General features: G+C 71.5%; 18 protein-coding genes and 2 pseudogenes. 9 read left to right on the forward strand and 11 right to left on the reverse strand.

Annotation, left to right across the window (positions count from 1 at the left end):
• The 5 genes and pseudogenes from C5H89_RS19040 to C5H89_RS19240 all read left to right on the forward strand — a co-directional run.
• A pseudogene (locus C5H89_RS19040) lies at nucleotides 1-321 on the forward strand (adhesin); the annotation flags it as partial.
• 68 nt (nucleotides 322-389) lie between these two features.
• Complete coding sequence (locus C5H89_RS00785; protein WP_162799133.1) at nucleotides 390-1,010, forward strand: class F sortase; 621 nt, start codon at nucleotides 390-392, stop codon at nucleotides 1,008-1,010.
• Nucleotides 1,011-1,102: 92 nt separating this feature from the next.
• Nucleotides 1,103-1,513, forward strand: a complete 411-nt coding sequence (locus tag C5H89_RS00790) for a nuclear transport factor 2 family protein (RefSeq protein ID WP_104105214.1) — start codon at nucleotides 1,103-1,105, stop codon at nucleotides 1,511-1,513.
• On the forward strand, nucleotides 1,510-2,001 hold the full coding sequence (locus C5H89_RS00795; RefSeq protein ID WP_104105215.1) for a glutathione peroxidase: 492 nt from the start codon (nucleotides 1,510-1,512) through the stop codon (nucleotides 1,999-2,001). The genes C5H89_RS00790 and C5H89_RS00795 overlap by 4 nt, the downstream gene beginning before the upstream one ends.
• 198 nt (nucleotides 2,002-2,199) lie before the next feature.
• Entirely contained in the window at nucleotides 2,200-2,979 is a 780-nt protein-coding gene (locus C5H89_RS19240; protein ID WP_104105216.1) for a SurA N-terminal domain-containing protein, read from the forward strand.
• A 158-nt stretch (nucleotides 2,980-3,137) separates the two neighbouring features.
• On the opposite strand, the pseudogene C5H89_RS19540 reads toward C5H89_RS19240, so the two are convergent.
• The 4 genes and pseudogenes from C5H89_RS19540 to C5H89_RS00825 all read right to left on the reverse strand — a co-directional run.
• A pseudogene (locus C5H89_RS19540) lies at nucleotides 3,138-3,608 on the reverse strand (helix-turn-helix domain-containing protein); the annotation flags it as partial.
• A 361-nt stretch (nucleotides 3,609-3,969) separates the two neighbouring features.
• Nucleotides 3,970-4,746 carry a DUF2071 domain-containing protein gene (locus C5H89_RS00815; RefSeq protein ID WP_240181627.1) on the reverse strand — a complete coding sequence of 259 codons (777 nt, stop codon included), beginning with the start codon at nucleotides 4,744-4,746 and terminating at the stop codon, nucleotides 3,970-3,972.
• A 48-nt stretch (nucleotides 4,747-4,794) separates the two neighbouring features.
• The gene (locus C5H89_RS00820; protein ID WP_104105217.1) at nucleotides 4,795-5,442 is read right to left on the reverse strand and encodes a sulfotransferase family protein; all 648 of its coding nucleotides are present in this window, start codon (nucleotides 5,440-5,442) and stop codon (nucleotides 4,795-4,797) included.
• Nucleotides 5,443-5,477: 35 nt separating this feature from the next.
• Nucleotides 5,478-5,897 carry a BLUF domain-containing protein gene (locus C5H89_RS00825; RefSeq protein ID WP_104105218.1) on the reverse strand — a complete coding sequence of 140 codons (420 nt, stop codon included), beginning with the start codon at nucleotides 5,895-5,897 and terminating at the stop codon, nucleotides 5,478-5,480.
• Nucleotides 5,898-6,005: 108 nt separating this feature from the next.
• Here C5H89_RS00825 and C5H89_RS00830 point away from each other — a divergent pair, with 108 nt between their 5' ends.
• Nucleotides 6,006-6,323 carry a hypothetical protein gene (locus C5H89_RS00830; RefSeq protein WP_104105219.1) on the forward strand — a complete coding sequence of 106 codons (318 nt, stop codon included), beginning with the start codon at nucleotides 6,006-6,008 and terminating at the stop codon, nucleotides 6,321-6,323.
• On the opposite strand, the gene C5H89_RS00835 is transcribed toward C5H89_RS00830, so the two are convergent.
• A complete protein-coding gene (locus C5H89_RS00835; RefSeq protein WP_104105220.1) occupies nucleotides 6,283-7,977 on the reverse strand; it encodes a bifunctional 3'-5' exonuclease/DNA polymerase in 1,695 nt (564 codons plus the stop codon). The two genes, C5H89_RS00830 and C5H89_RS00835, sit on opposite strands and share 41 nt — an antisense overlap.
• Before the next feature lie 49 nt (nucleotides 7,978-8,026).
• The gene (locus C5H89_RS19045) at nucleotides 8,027-9,109 is read right to left on the reverse strand and encodes a GNAT family N-acetyltransferase (RefSeq protein ID WP_205304789.1); all 1,083 of its coding nucleotides are present in this window, start codon (nucleotides 9,107-9,109) and stop codon (nucleotides 8,027-8,029) included.
• 114 nt (nucleotides 9,110-9,223) lie between these two features.
• On the opposite strand from C5H89_RS19045, the gene C5H89_RS00845 reads away from it, so the two are divergent.
• Both C5H89_RS00845 and C5H89_RS00850 read left to right on the forward strand, forming a co-directional pair.
• Nucleotides 9,224-9,583: a YciI family protein gene (locus C5H89_RS00845; protein ID WP_205304790.1), complete on the forward strand. Its 360-nt coding sequence runs from the start codon at nucleotides 9,224-9,226 to the stop codon at nucleotides 9,581-9,583.
• Nucleotides 9,584-9,615: 32 nt separating this feature from the next.
• Complete coding sequence (locus C5H89_RS00850) at nucleotides 9,616-10,938, forward strand: sigma-70 family RNA polymerase sigma factor (protein WP_104105222.1); 1,323 nt, start codon at nucleotides 9,616-9,618, stop codon at nucleotides 10,936-10,938.
• Nucleotides 10,939-10,958: 20 nt separating this feature from the next.
• Here C5H89_RS00850 and C5H89_RS00855 read toward each other — a convergent pair whose 3' ends face one another.
• The 4 genes from C5H89_RS00855 to C5H89_RS00870 form a co-directional block, all read right to left on the reverse strand.
• Nucleotides 10,959-11,300 (reverse strand): DUF2200 domain-containing protein, encoded by a 342-nt coding sequence (locus C5H89_RS00855; protein WP_104105223.1) that lies wholly within the window; start codon nucleotides 11,298-11,300, stop codon nucleotides 10,959-10,961.
• A gap of 40 nt (nucleotides 11,301-11,340) precedes the next feature.
• Nucleotides 11,341-12,297 (reverse strand): zinc-binding dehydrogenase, encoded by a 957-nt coding sequence (locus C5H89_RS00860; protein WP_104105263.1) that lies wholly within the window; start codon nucleotides 12,295-12,297, stop codon nucleotides 11,341-11,343.
• A gap of 119 nt (nucleotides 12,298-12,416) precedes the next feature.
• Nucleotides 12,417-13,106: an NADPH-dependent F420 reductase gene (locus C5H89_RS00865; protein ID WP_104105224.1), complete on the reverse strand. Its 690-nt coding sequence runs from the start codon at nucleotides 13,104-13,106 to the stop codon at nucleotides 12,417-12,419.
• Nucleotides 13,107-13,171: 65 nt separating this feature from the next.
• Nucleotides 13,172-14,095 (reverse strand): cation diffusion facilitator family transporter, encoded by a 924-nt coding sequence (locus C5H89_RS00870; RefSeq protein ID WP_205304792.1) that lies wholly within the window; start codon nucleotides 14,093-14,095, stop codon nucleotides 13,172-13,174.
• A 122-nt stretch (nucleotides 14,096-14,217) separates the two neighbouring features.
• Between C5H89_RS00870 and C5H89_RS00875 the strand changes: the two genes are divergently transcribed.
• Complete coding sequence (locus C5H89_RS00875; protein ID WP_104105225.1) at nucleotides 14,218-14,808, forward strand: malonic semialdehyde reductase; 591 nt, start codon at nucleotides 14,218-14,220, stop codon at nucleotides 14,806-14,808.
• 15 nt (nucleotides 14,809-14,823) lie between these two features.
• Here the strand turns inward: C5H89_RS00875 and C5H89_RS00880 are convergent, their stop codons facing one another.
• The gene (locus C5H89_RS00880; RefSeq protein WP_104105226.1) at nucleotides 14,824-15,288 is read right to left on the reverse strand and encodes a hypothetical protein; all 465 of its coding nucleotides are present in this window, start codon (nucleotides 15,286-15,288) and stop codon (nucleotides 14,824-14,826) included.
• Nucleotides 15,289-15,290: the final 2 nt, after the last annotated feature.

The following is a 15,290-nucleotide window of genomic DNA, read 5'->3' on the forward strand; positions in this document are numbered from 1 at the left end:
CCGACCGGCGGCCCGACACCGAGCGCCTCCCCGACCGGCGGCCCGACACCGAGCGCCTCCCCGACCGGCACCGGGACACCGACTGCCACCCCGACCGTCCCGACCGGGAGCGACACCCCGATCCCGTCGGTCCCGGTCGGCACCCCCACCGTCCCGACCGGCGGACCCCCGGTCCCGGTGGGCCACCCGCCGACGGGCCTCGGGGGCGCTGAGCAGCAGAGCGCCACGGGAGCGAGCCTCCTGTTCCTCCTCGCCGGGCTCGCCGCGGTGGGCGCCCTCGCCGTCCCTGCCTTGGGGGGCCGTTCCTCCCGCCGCCGTTGACCGGGCGCGGCGTGAGCCGCTCAGGGAGCACGTCCACCGGTAGCCGGAAGCTCCCGCGGCGCCGGTGCGTGCTGACGATCTCCCTCGCCGTGCTGGCCTCGGCGCTGGTCGTCGGTGGACTGCTCGCCCGCGGCCCCGAGGCCCGGCCTCCCGCGGCGCCTGCGGACAGGGCACCCGTGAGCGCGAGGTCCGACGCCTCGCCGACCGCGGTGTCGTCGCCGAGCGTCCCCGTCTCCATCACGATCCCGTCGATCGGCGCCTCCTCCGACCTGGTCGGCCTCGGGATGGAGCAGGACCGCACCGTCGAGGTGCCACGCGACGCCGACCAGGCTGGTTGGTACGAGCTCGGGACCAGCCCGGGCCAGCCCGGGTCGGCGGTGATCCTGGGGCACGTGGACTCGACCCGGGGACCGGCGGTCTTCCACCGCCTACGCGAGCTGGTTCCCGGCGCACACGTCCGGGTGGTCCTCGCCGACGGTGCCGTCGAGACGTTCGCCGTGAGCCGCCTCGAGACGGTCCGGAACGACGACTTCCCCGCGCAGCGGGTCTATGCCGGGACCCCGGACCGGCCCACCCTCAGCCTGGTGACGTGTGGCGGCGAGTACGACGCGGCCAGGGGCGGCTACCAGGCGAACGTCATCGCCTACGCCGAGCACCTGAGCACGGATCGCTCCGGCACGGCGCGGTAGCTGCCCGTGGCGGGATCCGAGAGCACCGTTCCATGCTCGAGGATGGTGCTTTCACGTACCTCCACGGTGGGTAGGCGTGGGAGAGTCAGCGCATGAAGGCGTTCAAGGCGGCCGTCGAGGCCCGCGACATCGAGGCGATGACGGCTCTGCTGGCACCCGACGTGGTCTTCCGCAGTCCGGTGGCCCACAAGCCCTATCCGGGCAAGGCGATCACCGCCTCGATCCTGGCCGAGGTGATCGAGGTCTTCTCCGACTTCCGCTACGTCACCGAGATCGGCGAGGAGGGCGGGCGCGACCACGCGCTGGTCTTCGAGGCGAACGTCGGCGACCGGGCGCTGACCGGCTGCGACTTCATCCACCTCGATGAGGACGGGTTGATCGACGACTTCATGGTGATGGTCCGGCCGCTGTCCGGGGCCCAGGCGCTGGCCGCCGAGATGGGCGCGCGATTCGACCGAATCGTGGCCCGGGTCACCAGCGCTACGGAAGACTCGGCGTCATGACCTCCATCTTCGAGTTCGAGGCGCCCGCGATCACCGGCGACCCCACCCCCTTGGCGACGTACGACGGGGACGTGCTGCTGGTGGTCAACACCGCCTCGCAGTGCGGTTTCACCCCGCAGTACGAAGGACTGCAGGAGCTGGAGACCAAGTACGCCGACTCCGGCTTCCACGTGCTGGGCTTCCCGTGCGACCAGTTCGGTGGTCAGGAGCCCGGCCAGGAGGAGGAGATCGCCGCCTTCTGCACCGGCAGCTTCGGCGTCACCTTCCCGATGTTCGCCAAGGTCGAGGTCAACGGCAAGGCGGCCCACCCGCTCTTCGAGTGGCTGCGCCACGAGAAGGGCGGCGTCCTGGGCAACCGGATCAAGTGGAACTTCACCAAGTTCCTGGTCGGCCGCGACGGTCAGGTCATCAAGCGCTACGCGCCGACCGTGAAGCCGGCGGACATCGCCGCCGACATCGAGACCGCGCTGGCGGCGCCGCGAGCCTGAGCTGCCAACACCGGCACGCCGTCCGCGCGCGGGGGCCGCGAGCCGCGATCACTCAGGCCGGAGCCGCCTGGTTGGCCACCGGTATCGCTCGTGCTGTTGATCCTGCTGATCACCGCTCCCCACTGACGGCGAGACGCGTGATCGGTGCGCCGAGCTGAAAAGCAGTCGTCTCAGGCTCCATCGGTACCGTCGTCAGGGATGAATTACTCGACACGAACCAAGACCGCCCTCGGTGCCTCACTCGCAGCAGCCCTGCTTGCCCTGACGGCCTGCGGTGGCAACGACCAGGATTCCGACTCCAAGACCTCCTCCGAGGAGTCGAGCGCGCAAGCCGAGTCGGGGGACGCCCAGCAGCCGCCGGGCCCCGACCTCGAGGGCATCCCGGACGTGGTGGCCGAGGTCAACGGCGAGGAGCTGACCAAGGACGAGTTCGTCCCGATCTACGAGGTGCAGTTCCGGCAGGCCTCGATGCAGGCCCAGATGAGCGGCGAGGAGCCGGACGAGGACGCGATCAAGAAGCAGACCGCGGAGGGGCTGGTGGGCACCGAGCTCCTGCGGCAGGAGGCCGACGACCGCGGCATCTCGGCCTCCGAGGAGGATGTCGAGGAGACGCTGACCGACCTGGCCGAGCAGAACCAGATGGGTTCGGTCGACGAGCTGTTCGAGGCACTGGAGAAGCAGGGCACCTCGGAAGAGCTCGCGCGCAGCCAGGTCGAGACCCAGGTCGTCGTGGAGCGACTGGTCGAGGACGAGGTGGGCTCCGTCAAGCCCACCGAGCGCGAGCTGCGGAAGATCTACGCCGCCGCGGTGCTGCAGCAGAAGAAGGCGGGCAGTGGCGCCCAGGACCAGCCCATCCCGTCCTTCGCCGAGGTCAAGCCGCAGCTCGTGGAGCAGGCCGAGACCGAGAGGGAGGGCAAGGCGGCCCAGACCCTGGTCGAGGAGCTTCGCGAGGACGCGGAGATCACCATCAACCTGTGACGGGTCTCCCCCATGAGCGCCCGGATCACCTGTGTCCGGGCCGGCGGCGGAGGTAGGGGACGAGCGGCCTCGGCGGCGAAGGACTGGACTAGGTAGCCGACGATCCTCCTCCAGGCGTCGGGTGCAGCGTTTCGGGTGGCAGTGACGACCCCGGCGTTCGCCATCAGGATGAGCGGGACGTCCTGGTGGACGAAGTCCTCTCGCAGTCGTCCGGTGGCCTTGGCCCGGGCTATCAGCTCGCCGAGTCCGTCGAAGGCCCTGTTGCGGTCGGCCTCGAGCGCCTTGGCCGTGGGGAAGGTGAGGATCAGGACGTCGGCGAAGCCGCGGTCCTCGGCCTGCATCTCACACATGCGCTCGATGTAGCCGCAGAAGCCCTGCCAGGCGTCGACCTCCGCGAGGGCGGTGTCGACCGCGTCCACGTAGGCGCGCATCTTGTCCGCGAAGACGGCGCCGACCAGGTCGTCGCGGGACGGAAAGCGGCGGAAGAGCGTTGCCACGCCTACCCCCGCGCGACGAGCGACCTCGTTGGTGGAGGCCTGTAGTCCTTGCTCGGCGAACACCTCGCGCGCGGCCTCAAGGATCCGCTCGCGGTTGCGTTCGGCGTCGGCTCTCAGGCCGCGGGGCTCCACTGTCGTGCCGGGACTCTACCCGTCGATGTGGAGCGGCCACTCCATCTCATTGATCCGGCTCGCGGGCACGGGTGGGGCCGCCGAACGTGCGGTGGCTCCAGGTAAGCAGCGCGAGGGAGACCGCCCCGGACAGGACCTGGGTGAGTCCGGTGACCAGACCGCCCGGCAGCCACCAGGCCACCGGCAGTCGCCACCAGTCAGCCGGCGCCGGGTCGAGGATCCACAGCGCCCCGAGAGCAGGGCGATGCCGGCGAAGACCATGAGCGTTCCCGGCCCCGGCAGGACCAGGGCGGCGGTCCCGGCGATGAGGAGGGTCCAGCCGCGCCAGTCGCTGGGGTGAGGTCAGGGCGCGTCCGGCGGCTTAACGGCCGCGGGGTTGGGGGCTCGCGGCGTGCCCGGGGAACCCGAACTCGGTGTGCACGCCGGGGCTGAACGCCACGTGGTCGGGCCGACGGGCGGCCAGGTCGGGCAGTCCCACCGACGCCAGCAGGTCGTCGTCGAGGGTGAGCACCTCGGCGTCGTGCACCGGCCACGGCTCGTGACGGTTGGGGATGTAGAGGGTGCGGCCCCAGTGGCGCACGTGCAGTCCCCAGCGGGCGCTCAGGAAGAGGTCAAGCTCCGTGGGCTCGCGCCTGGCTCCGGCTCGGACCAGGATGCGGCTCTCGGTGCGGGCGCCCGGTCGCCGCAGGCGCGCGTCGTAGGTGTGCACGTCGCCGCTCGCCTGGTAGCGCATCCGCGCCAGGCGGTACGGCAGGCCGAACGCCGTGCGGGCGCCGGCGACCACTGCCGCCCGGTCGGCGTCCAGACTGAGGAACACGATGCCGCGGCGCCCGGTCTCGTCGACCGAGTAGAGCCGCACGTTGGTCTCCAGGAAGGAGCCGAACCACGGGACCGCCGGGCCGCGGGAGAGGCCGGATCCGACGGTCCGGAACGGGATCAACCCGACGTAGGTGACCCCGTCGAGGGTGTCGGGACGTACGCCGGGCGGCATCCGGTGGGCGACCTCCTGCGGGTCGACCGCCCAGTGCAGGAAGGTGAGATCCAGCCAGCTCTGGTTGAGCATCACCGGGCCGGGTAGGTCGGGGGCGTCCGAGGTGACCGGCTCCGGGGCGAAGGGCTGCGTGGCGGCGTGTCTCACGCCGCCAGCCTAGGTCGACCGGAGGAGGGCCGGCCGGGTCGAAGGTCCCTACTCGCGGCGGGCCTCTGCGGCGCTTCGGCGCGCTTCGGCACGCAGCAGGTAGTCGGCGGTGCTGTTCTCGTGGGGGAACGGCTCGTCCGGCACCGGTACGTCGAGCGCCCGGCAGAGCGGCTCCCACCCGTCGCCCGGCTGCCACTCGACGAGCCGCTCGGGTGCGATCTCCGCGCGCACCCGCGCCAGGTGCCGCTCGTAGCCCGCCATCACCTCGGCGGGATCGTCCAGGTCGCCCAGGACACCGGTGAAGATGGAGCCGAACAGCGCCACCAAGGGGTCGGCGGGGTTCCCGCCGGCCAGGGTGTCGCGGGTACGGGCCAGGACGGTGGGCTCCATGCTCCGGTGCCACACCTCGGCACTCTCCCGACGCGACAGCAGCACCGGTGCCTGGGGATAGGCCGCGGCCAGGTCCCGCCAGCAGGTCGAGAACGGGGTGTCGACCCCGGCGGCGTACCCGGCCAGGAACTCCTCCCACACCGGGGGCTCACCGTGGATCGCCGCCACCCAGGTGGGGGCGTGCTCGGGGTGCGCCAGGGCCTCGCTCATGTGGTAGACCGGCGCGTCCAGCAGCTGTCCCAGCGCCCGGCGCAGGGAGGTCGTCCCGGTGCGGGGCAGGCCGGCGCCGATCAGTCGCAGGGTCACGTCTCCGCCTCCTTGCTCGGCAGCCGCGGGCGAGCTCAGCCCATGGTGCGGCGGAACACCCGGTGGAAGATCCCCGCGCGACCGAGCTCCACCCGGCTCTCGGGGCTGATGGTGCGGCCCGCGAGGTAGTCGTTGAACCCGGGCAGCTCGGCGGCCTGCTCGGGGCTGATCGACTTGAAGCCCATGGACCAGTCGGGGAAGGTGCGCTCCTCGATCCCGTCACGCAGCGCGACGTCCAGGTTGCGGTGACGTCGGTCCCGCTGGATGCGCCCGTACGTCTCCTCCACCGCATCCTCGGGACCCTCCAGGGTCTGGATGAAGTGGCCGTCGGCGTACAGCAGCACGCCGGTCAGGTTGGTGGCCTGGTTCTTCTCGCGCGTGGTCAGGAGCAGGTCTGTCAGCTCGGACTCGCCGTAGCTCGAGGTGGCCGTGCTGATGTAGGTGAGGGAGATCATGTGGGCCCTTGCGGAGTGGCGGGACGGCTTGCGGCGCGTAGGGGCGCTTCCCGCAGTATGCGCGGTCGATGGCCCCCGAGTGGCGGAAACGGTTCAGCAGCCGACATCATGACCCGGATCATCGCCGCGGTGCAGGATGGTCCGGTGACCGTCTACCTCGCCTGGACCTCCGAGCCGCCCGCGGACCTCGACGGACCGTGGCACGAGGCAAGGCAGATCGCTCCGGGGCTGCTGGCCCTGGAGAGCACCGAGACGCTGTCGGTGGTCTACCACGCCCTGAAGTGGGCGCTCTCGGACGAAGGATCGCTGATCGTGGTCCCGGTCGACCGCACGCCCAAGTCGCGGGGCATGGCGCCCGGCAGCACCAGCTGGCTGCGCGAGCGGACTACTCCTGACCGTCGGGACGACCCTCGTCGGGAGCGTTGAGCGACGGCTCCGCGTCCGGGCCGCCCGGCTTGCCCGCGTCGGCGTAGGACCGCACGACCGAGACGTTGAGCGGGAAGTCGATCGGCAGCGACCGGAACAGCAGACTGGACGCCGTCGCGGCCGCGGTGGTGGCCTGCTCGGCGACCTCGTCGGCGAGCGCGGCCGGCGCGTGCACGACCACCTCGTCGTGCAGGAAGAAGACCATGTGCGGCCGCGCGTCGAGCGGCCCCGTCCTACCGAGCCGCCAGAGCCGGTTGCGCAGGTCCGCGATCCAGCACAGCGCCCACTCCGCGCCGGTTCCCTGGACCACGAAGTTGCGGGTGAACCGGCCGTAGGCCCGCCGGAAGCGGGCCTGGCTGTCGGGATCGGTCGGCGGGTCGTCAGGGTCCCGGTCCCAGACCTCGCCCAGCCGGGGCGACCCCCGGCCGAGCAGGGTGCGCACCCCCAGGCCGCGCTCTCCGGCTCGCGCCGCCTCCTCGACCAGGCCGAACGCGGCCGGATAGCGCCTGGTGAGCCCGGCCACCATGCGCCCGCTCTCGCCACTGGTCGCGCCGTACATCGCCCCCAGCAGACCCAGCTTGGCCTCCTGCCGGGTCGCGACCGCGCCGTCCGCGACCATCCCCTGGTAGAGGTCGGTGCCGCGGGCGGACCGGGCCAGCGCCCGGTCGCCGCTCATCCCGGCCAGCACCCGCGGCTCGAGCTGGGCGACGTCGGCGACCACGAAGACCCAGCCCTCGTCGGCGACCGCCGCCGGACGCACCTGCACCGGGAACGACAGTGCGCCGCCGCCGTTCGAGGACCACCGTCCGGTCGAGGAGCCCGCCGGCTGGTACGACGGCCGGAACCGGCCGCCGCTGACCCACTGGTCGATCCACGCCCAGCCGTTGGTCGAGAAGAGGTGCGCCAGCCGCTTGTAGCGCAGCAGCGGCTCGATGCCCGGATGGTCCAGGCGGCGCAGCGAGTGGGCGCGGGTGTCGGTGACCTCCAGCCCGGCCCGGCGCAGCGCCGCCAGCAGCTCGGGCCGCGAGTCGGGGTTGAGGCCCGGGGCGGCGAAGGAGCGGCGTACCTCGGCGACCAGCTCCTCCAGCAGCTGCGGTCGGGCCCCGCGCGGCGGCCGTGGGCCGAGCAGGTCGGTGAGCAGCCGCTCGTGCACGTCGACCCGCCACGGCACGCCGGCGTGCGTCATCTCGGCGGCGACCAGCGCCCCGGAGGACTCCGCCGCAAGCAGCAGGCCGAGCCGCCCCGACTCCGGCGACGCCGCGACGGTGGCCAGCTGTCGGGCGTCCTCGAGGTCGGCGCGCAGGTGCTCGGCGGTGTCGTCGATGGAGAACAGCGCCGGGTCCGAGGGAGTGCTCGGCCCCAGGACGTCCCAGTGTGCCGACTGCTCACCGGCCAGCAGCGAGGCGTCCGCCGCGGGGGCTCGCCGCAGCAGGTGGTGGCCCAGCCGCAGGTCGTGGCAGCGCTCGATCCGCACCCCGGCCGCCAGCAGCGGGGGATACCAGCGGGCGGTGTCGTCCCACACCCAGCGCGGGGCCTCGGCCTCCCGGCCCGCGACGTACGTCGGGAGCTCGGCCGCGGCGATCTCGTGGGCCGCGTCGCCCTCGACGACCAGCACCCGCTCGCCCGGCAGGCGGGAGAGCGAGATCCGTGGCACCGGGACAGTGTGACCCTCCCGTGCCGCGCTCGGACCATCAGGAGTCCGGTCAGCGTGCCCTCGACCGTCCCCGGGCGAGGATCCCGGTGATCACCTCGGTCTTGGCGTCGGCGTAGGCGTTCGTGTCCGGCCAGTCCCGAGCCGCCAGCGCGCGCTTCGTCCGCTCGTACAGGGCCCGGTCGGCCTCGTCGCTGCGCAGCCGCTCGCGCAGCACGAGGTAGTCCTCGATGCCGCCGTGGCCGACCTCCAGGACGTGCACGTGGACGTCCCGGGTGGGGGGACGCACCAGCCGGTGCCCCGGCTCCCGGGCCCGCAGCTGGTAGCCGGCGGCGAGCAGCTGGTCGAGGTAGTCCTCCTCGGCGGTGATGTCGGGCACCACCAGCAGGATGTCGATGATCGGCTTGGCGGCCAGCCCCGGCACCGAGGTGGAGCCGATGTGCTCGACCTGCACGGCCGCGGCACCGACGGCCTCTCGGATCCGGGCCTCGTGCTCGCCGAAGGTCACCGGCCAGGAGTCGTCGTACGGCGCCACGACGATCTCCCGCTTCTCGACCCCGCCGACCAGCTCGACATCGGTGACGTCGGGGCGCCGCGGACGGAGCCTGATCCAGTAGCGCCGCTTGCCCTCCAGCACGTCCTCCAGGACGCCGCCGTTCTTCTCGATGGTCCGCGCGGAGCCGACGTTGGGTTCGTCGCAGGTGAGCAGCACCCGATCCAGCCCCAGCTCCCGGGCCCGGTCCAGCGCCAGGCCCAGCGCCCGGGTGGCATGCCCCCTGTGGCGGTACGACGGCCGGATGCTGTAGCCGATGTGACCCCCGGCGCGGCGCAGGAAGTCGGTGTCGATCGAGTGCCGCACGGCGACGAAGCCGATCATCTCCTCGCCGTCCATCACCCAGTAGTAGTCACTGGGCACGAGCCCGTCCGGCAGCCTGCTGGCCGGGTCGGACTCGTAGGCGACGCGGGCCAGCAGGGCCTCGAAGGAGTCCCGGTCCGGACCGAGCCCGGAGACCGCCCAGTCGCCCGACCCGTCGCGGGAGCCCTCGGCGAAGTCGCGGACGCAGGCCAGCCACGCCTGGTACAGGTCGGCGGAGGGCCGGACCAGCCTGGTCATCGGATGCGCGGTGCTGGTCACGGGAGAAAACTACTTGCTGGACCGATGTCGGATCCGGGTGCCACCGTGCGACGTACTGCAGACAAGGTGCGCGAGCACAGCACAAGGGAGCAGGGAGTACAGGACATGCGCTACATGGGATTCGTACAGATGGACCCGACCCGGGACGACCCGCCCGAGGCCCTGATGAAGGCGATGGACGAGCACATCCACCAGGCGATCGAGGCCGGGGTCTTCCTCGACGGCGGGGGCCTCGACGGCGGCGCGCAGTGCACCGAGGTGCGGCTGTCTCAGGGGCAGGTGACCACGGTGGACGGGCCCTACGCCGAGGCGAAGGAGGTGGTCGGCGGCTACTCGGTGCTGGAGTTCCGCTCCCACGAGGAGGCGGTCGAGGAGGCCCGCCGCCTGGTCGAGCTGCACCACCAGCACTGGCCCGGCTGGGAGGGCTCGGTGATCGTGCGCCGCATCTGGGACGGGCCGCCGCCGCAGGCCTGACGTCGGGGCGCGCAGCCCCCTAGGCTCGGACCATGGCGAGCGACGCGCCCCGCGAGGTCCGGGCGGAGGTCCAGGCCCAGGTCACCGCCGTCTGGCGGCGGGAGTCCACCCGGCTGGTCGCGGCGCTGCTGCGCCTGACCCGTGACCTGGACCTGGCCGAGGACCTGGCCCAGGACGCGCTGGTGGCGGCCCTGGAGCAGTGGCCGGCTGACGGCATCCCGGCCAACCCCGGCGCCTGGCTGATGCAGGTGGCCAAGCGGCGGGCGATCGACACCTTCCGCCGCAACGCGACGCTGCGCGACCGGACGGCCGAGCTCGCCCGCGCCCTTCCCACCGGCGAGGAGGCTCAGGTGCCCGACCTCGATGCCACGCTCGACCACGTCGAGGACGACGTGCTGCGGCTGATCCTGCTGACCTGCCACCCGCTGCTGTCGCCGGAGAGCCGGGCCGCGCTCACGCTGCGCCTGGTCGCGGGTCTCACCACGGCCGAGATCGCGCGGGCGTTCCTCGCGCGTGAGTCTGCGGTCGGGCAGCGGATCACCCGGGCCAAGAAGACGCTCGCCGAGCACCGGGTCGACCTCGAGGTGCCCGTCGGCCAGGAGCGGACCGCGCGGCTGGACGACGTGATGTCGGTGGTCTACCTGATCTTCAACGAGGGCTACACCGCCACCAGCGGCGAGGACTGGGCGCGACACGACCTGTGCCACGAGGGGATCCGGCTGGCCCGGATGCTCGCCGTCCTCGAGCCCCGGCACCCCGACACCCACGGGCTGCAGGCGTTGCTGGAGCTGCAGGCCTCGCGGCTCCCCGCTCGCCTCGACGCCGCCGGAGCGCCGGTGCTGCTGGAGGCGCAGGACCGCGCCCGCTGGGACCAGCTGCTGCTGCGCCGCGGGCTGGCTGCCCTGGACCGCGCCACCGCCGTCGCCCGGGAGCGCGAGGAGCCGATCGGTCCGATCACCGCGCAGGCCCACATCGCCGCCTGCCACGCCCGGGCGCGCACCGCCGAGGAGACTGACTGGTCGCGGATCGCCCGCTGGTATGACGCCCTGTCGGCAGCCGCGCCCGGACCCGTCGTGGAGGTCAACCGGGCGGTGGCCCACGGCCGCGCCCACGGCCCGGACGCCGGCCTGGCCGTGCTGGACGCGATCGCTCCCGAAGCGCTCGCCGGGTCCCACCTGCTGCCCAGCGTGCGGGGCGACCTGCTGGCCCGCGCCGGCCGGCACCGAGAGGCTGCCGAGGCGTTCTCCGCGGCGATCTCGCTCACTGCCAACGAGGGCGAGCGGAGCGTCCTGAGGCGTCGGCGCGCAGAAAGCGTGGCGGCCGATGTCGAGGAGTCCGGCCCCGGCGGCGACTGAGCGCCTCCTGGTCAGGCGGGTCAGGCGCGCAGGATCTTCTCCATCGCCTTGCCCTGGGCTAGCTCGTCGACCAGCTTGTCGAGGTAGCGGATGTTGCGCATCAGCGGGTCCTCCACCTCCTGGACCTTGACCCCGCAGACGCTGCCGGTGATCAGGGAGACGCCGGGGTTGACGGAGGCCGCGGCGAAGAACTCCTCGAACGTCGTCCCCGCGGCCAGGTGGTCAGCCAGGGCGGTGGCGTCGAACCCAGTGAGCCACGCGATCACCTGGTCCAGCTCGGCCTTGGTCCGGCCCTTCTTCTCCACCTTGTTGACGTAGTGGGGATAGACGGACGCGACGCTGACGGTGAAGATGCGGCTCACCTGCTCAGGCTAGTGCCAGTTCACCTGGGTGTGAGCGGACTCAGTGGTCATAGACGGCGATCAGCCGACCGACCACTCCGCCCGCGCGGAGACGTGCCAGCCCCTCAGGTATCTCCAGCGGTGTGATCCGATTGATCGGCGGGTTGAGCTCACCGCTGCGCATCAGCTCGTAGAGCTCGCCCAGGTCCTGCTGCGTACCCGAGACCGATCCCTTGATCGTGAGCTGTTTGAGAACGAGTGCCTGCGTGTTCACCGTCGCTTCGTAGCGTCCGAGGCCCACCTGAACCAGCGTTCCAGCACCAGCCAGGGTCTCGACCGCCTGTGCCGTCGTGCTGCCGAACCCCGCATAGTCCACGATCAGCTGCAGGTCCCTGTCGGCGAACTCGGTGATCGACTCAGCGACGCCGGCCAACCCCAGCTCGTCCGCCTGCTCGCGGGTGGACGGGTTCACCTCGGCGGCGTACACCTCGGCTCCCTTCAGCACGGCGACTCGGGCGCCGATGTAGCCGAGTCCACCCAAGCCGATCACGCCAACCCGCATGCCCTCCTGCAACCCGCCGACGCCGACCATGGCGTGGTACGACGTGAGCCCGGCGTCGGTTGCCATCGCGCCCAGCTCGAAGGAGAGCTCATCAGGCAGCCTGACGAGATTCGCCGCGGTCGCCCGGACCTTGGGGCCGTAGCCGCCGTCCCACGCGCCGTACCCAATGGCGTCGCCATCGGGCATCAACGGCGCAAGTCCGACCCGATCGCCGACTTTCCAGTCCTCCATCCCGGGTCCAACCTCGCTGATCACCCCGGCGTTCTCGTGTCCCAGGGTTGCCGGGAGGCGTGGGAACGACTTCATCCATTCCGGGTCGTCCAGTGCGCCGACGTCGGAGTGACAAAGGCCGGCCGCCCTGACATCGACGACGACTTCTCCGGGGCCGGCGTGCGGTGCCTCGACCTCCTCGAGCGTCAGAGGCTGCCCTGTTCCGTGGAATCGCCACGACTGCATCGGGATCACTCGTCCTCTACTGGTGTCGCAGTAGGCAAATCCGGGACGATGCGACACCGGGAACCGCCCAGATTCTGCAGAGTCGGGAGTCGAGGACTCCGATGCCACAGTAACGCGCGTCACATATCGCGGTAGCGCTTGGCTTCCTGAAGCTTCTCCTGCAGCAGGTCAGCGGTCACCGGGCGAGCCGACCAGGTGGGGTAGGAAGTACCCGGCACGGCGTACGGCTGCACGTAGGCCGGGGTGTCGCGCTGGAACCGCCACCCCTCCGCCAGCGGACCGACGTCCAAGGCGTCGTACCCGATCGAGTCGAGGAATCGTGCCACCGAGCGCTTCGCCGCCTCGTCGTCCCCGGCGATGGGGAGCACGGAGCGTTCCGGGTGGCCGGTGGGACGCCCCAGCACAGCGAGATGGTCCACGTAGATGTTGTTGAAGGCCTTCACCACATGGGAGTCGGGCAGATGGAGTTGCAGCAGCTCGCTGGTCGTCGTCGACTCGTCATCGAGCTCAGCGATGTGGCCGTCGCGATCGGGGTAGTAGTTGATGGTGTCGATGACCACCTTGCCGCGGAGCGGCGCGACCGGCACGTCGCGATAGGCGTTGAGGGGCACGGTGGCGACGACGAGGTCACCTGCCTCGGCAGCCTCGGTCGGCGTGCTCGCCCTGGCTCTCGGGCCAAGCTCGGACACCAGCTCGGACAGGGTCTCAGGGCCGCGCCTGTTGCTGAGCACGACGTCATGGCCTGCGCCTACCGAGAGTCGGGCCACGGTGCTGCCGATGTTTCCACTGCCAATGAGTCCGATGATCATGTCCGTCTGAACCAGTGCGACGGCCCAGAGATTCCGCGGGGTCGGACTCCGAGGGGTGCCGAGGCTCAGGCGTGCATGGAGCGCTCGTGCGCCGAGTGCGAGACGGCCTCGAACTGGATCGTCGAGTGCGCGACGTCGAACTCGTCGGCCATGCACCGCTGGATCTCGTCGAGCATTCCTGCCAGGTGGCCGTCGTGGAAGCAGGAGTCGTCGACGACGACGTGCGCGGTGAAGACCGGCAGCGCGGTGGCGACCTGGGTGGCGTGCAGGTCGTGCACGCCCTGGACATGCGGCATGGCGCACAGCCGGGAGCGCACCAGGGTCAGGTCGAGGTCCTTCGGGGTCGACTCCAGCAGCACGTGGACCGTCTCGCGCAGCAGACGCAGGGTCCTGGGGATGATCAGCACCCCGATGACGAGCGAGGCGACGGCGTCGGCCCGCAACCATCCGGTGGTGGCGATGACTCCGGCGGCCACCAGGACCGCGACCGAGCCGAGAGCGTCGTTGACCACCTCCAGGAACGCAGCCCGCATGTTGAGGTTGTCGCCCCGGCTGGTGGCCAGGATCGCCATCCCGATCAGGTTCCCGACCAGGCCGATCGTCCCGAAGAGGAGCATCGCGTCCGAGGTGACCTCGGGAGGCGAGAAGAGCCGGCGTACCCCCTCGACGATCACGTAGAGCCCGACGGCGAGCAGCACCCCGGCCTGGGCGGCGGCGCCGAGCACCTCGGCGCGGCGATAGCCCCAGGTGCGCTCCGGAGTGGCCGGCCGCCGGGTCAGGATGGCGGCCACCAGCCCCAGGGTCAGGCCGGCGACGTCGGTCAGCATGTGTGCGGCGTCGGCCAGCAGTGCGAGGCTGCCGGAGATGACGGCACCGACCACCTCGACCACGAGCACGGCGAGCGTGATCGCCAGCACCGCCGCCAGCTTGCCCCGGTGGTCGATGAGCCCCGAGTGCCCGTGGTCGTGCCCGTGGGCGTGGCTACTCACCGCTTCGCCCCTGCTCGAGCTTCGTCATACGCCCGATGCTAGACCGACCACCGGCGGGGAGAAGTGACGAGTCTCACGCCGTTTTCGGGACCTCCGACGCGACGCAGGTTGTTGAACGATCCATGACCAATGACCTCGTGCTCTCCCCCGAAGCCCAGGACCTGCTGTTCCGCGAAGCCCGGACTGCTAACGCCTTCACCGACGAGCCCGTCACCGACGAGCAGGTCGCCGCGATCTACGACCTGGTGAAGTACGGCCCCACCGCGATGAACATCCAGCCGCTCCGCGTGGTGCTGGTCCGCGCGGGCGAGGACCGGGAGCGACTGCTCAAGCACATGTCAGAGGGCAACCGCGAGAAGACCGCCTCAGCTCCGATGGTCGCCGTGCTGGCCGCCGACACCGACTTCCACGAGCTCCTGCACCGCACCTTCCCGATCTTCCCCGGCGCCAAGGACGCTTTCGCCGACGACGCCGCCCGCGAGCAGGCCGCCCGCTTCAACGCGACCCTGCAGATCGGCTACTTCATGGTCGGCGTCCGCGCTGCCGGCCTCGCCGCCGGCCCGATGAGCGGCTTCGACGCCGCCGCGCTGGACGAGGACCTCTTCGCCGGTACGGCGCTCAAGTCGCTGCTGGTGGTCAACATCGGCCACCCGGCCGAGAACGCCTGGTTCGACCGGCTGCCGCGCCTCGAGGCCCACGAGGTCGTGCGCTAGGCCTGAGCCACTGTCTCAGCGCGCCAGACCGAGGCCCGTCCAGGCCTCGTCCCCACTCACGTCCGCGATGACGTCGAGCCACTCCGGGACGGGGCCTGGCGGCGTCTCACCGTCGTCGATCTCGGCCAGCAGCGTGCCGTCCTCGAGCTCGTCGACCGCCACCACCACACCGTCGCGGGACACCAGGTGCCGCCGCTTGCGCAGCGTCCGCGCCGGCAGGCCCACCAGCAGCGACCACTCGCCCTCGTCGAGGTAGAAGTTGGTGCACGCCACCTCGGATGGACCGGCGGCGAGCCGCACCTTGTGCGTCAGCTTGCGCACCACCGTGCCGTCGGCCGCGCGCACCTCCCGCAGCCGCATCCGGGTCCCGGTGACATACCTGTCCTCGATCTCCCGGACGCTGGTCACCGGGTCGGGGAGCGTCCTGACCAGGTAGCGGCGCTCCCGCTCGATGACGGCGTACTTCCGCGAGACGGGCATGA

The sequence above is a fragment of the Nocardioides sp. 616 genome, from assembly GCF_002930065.1.
Taxonomy (GTDB): domain Bacteria; phylum Actinomycetota; class Actinomycetes; order Propionibacteriales; family Nocardioidaceae; genus Nocardioides; species Nocardioides houyundeii.

Bases quoted from the DNA above. Each gene is read 5' to 3' on its own strand.
- C5H89_RS00865 (WP_104105224.1), bottom strand. From the start codon at position 13,106: ATGATCATCGGACTCATTGGCAGTGGAAACATCGGCAGCACCGTGGCC.
- C5H89_RS00860 (WP_104105263.1), bottom strand. From the start codon at position 12,297: ATGCAGTCGTGGCGATTCCACGGAACAGGGCAGCCTCTGACGCTCGAG.
- C5H89_RS00850 (WP_104105222.1), top strand. From the start codon at position 9,616: ATGGCGAGCGACGCGCCCCGCGAGGTCCGGGCGGAGGTCCAGGCCCAG.
- C5H89_RS19240 (WP_104105216.1), top strand. From the start codon at position 2,200: ATGAATTACTCGACACGAACCAAGACCGCCCTCGGTGCCTCACTCGCA.
- C5H89_RS00830 (WP_104105219.1), top strand. From the start codon at position 6,006: ATGACCCGGATCATCGCCGCGGTGCAGGATGGTCCGGTGACCGTCTAC.
- C5H89_RS00825 (WP_104105218.1), bottom strand. From the start codon at position 5,897: ATGATCTCCCTCACCTACATCAGCACGGCCACCTCGAGCTACGGCGAG.
- C5H89_RS00845 (WP_205304790.1), top strand. From the start codon at position 9,224: ATGGGATTCGTACAGATGGACCCGACCCGGGACGACCCGCCCGAGGCC.
- C5H89_RS00790 (WP_104105214.1), top strand. From the start codon at position 1,103: ATGAAGGCGTTCAAGGCGGCCGTCGAGGCCCGCGACATCGAGGCGATG.
- C5H89_RS00875 (WP_104105225.1), top strand. From the start codon at position 14,218: ATGACCAATGACCTCGTGCTCTCCCCCGAAGCCCAGGACCTGCTGTTC.
- C5H89_RS00795 (WP_104105215.1), top strand. From the start codon at position 1,510: ATGACCTCCATCTTCGAGTTCGAGGCGCCCGCGATCACCGGCGACCCC.
- C5H89_RS00880 (WP_104105226.1), bottom strand. From the start codon at position 15,288: ATGCCCGTCTCGCGGAAGTACGCCGTCATCGAGCGGGAGCGCCGCTAC.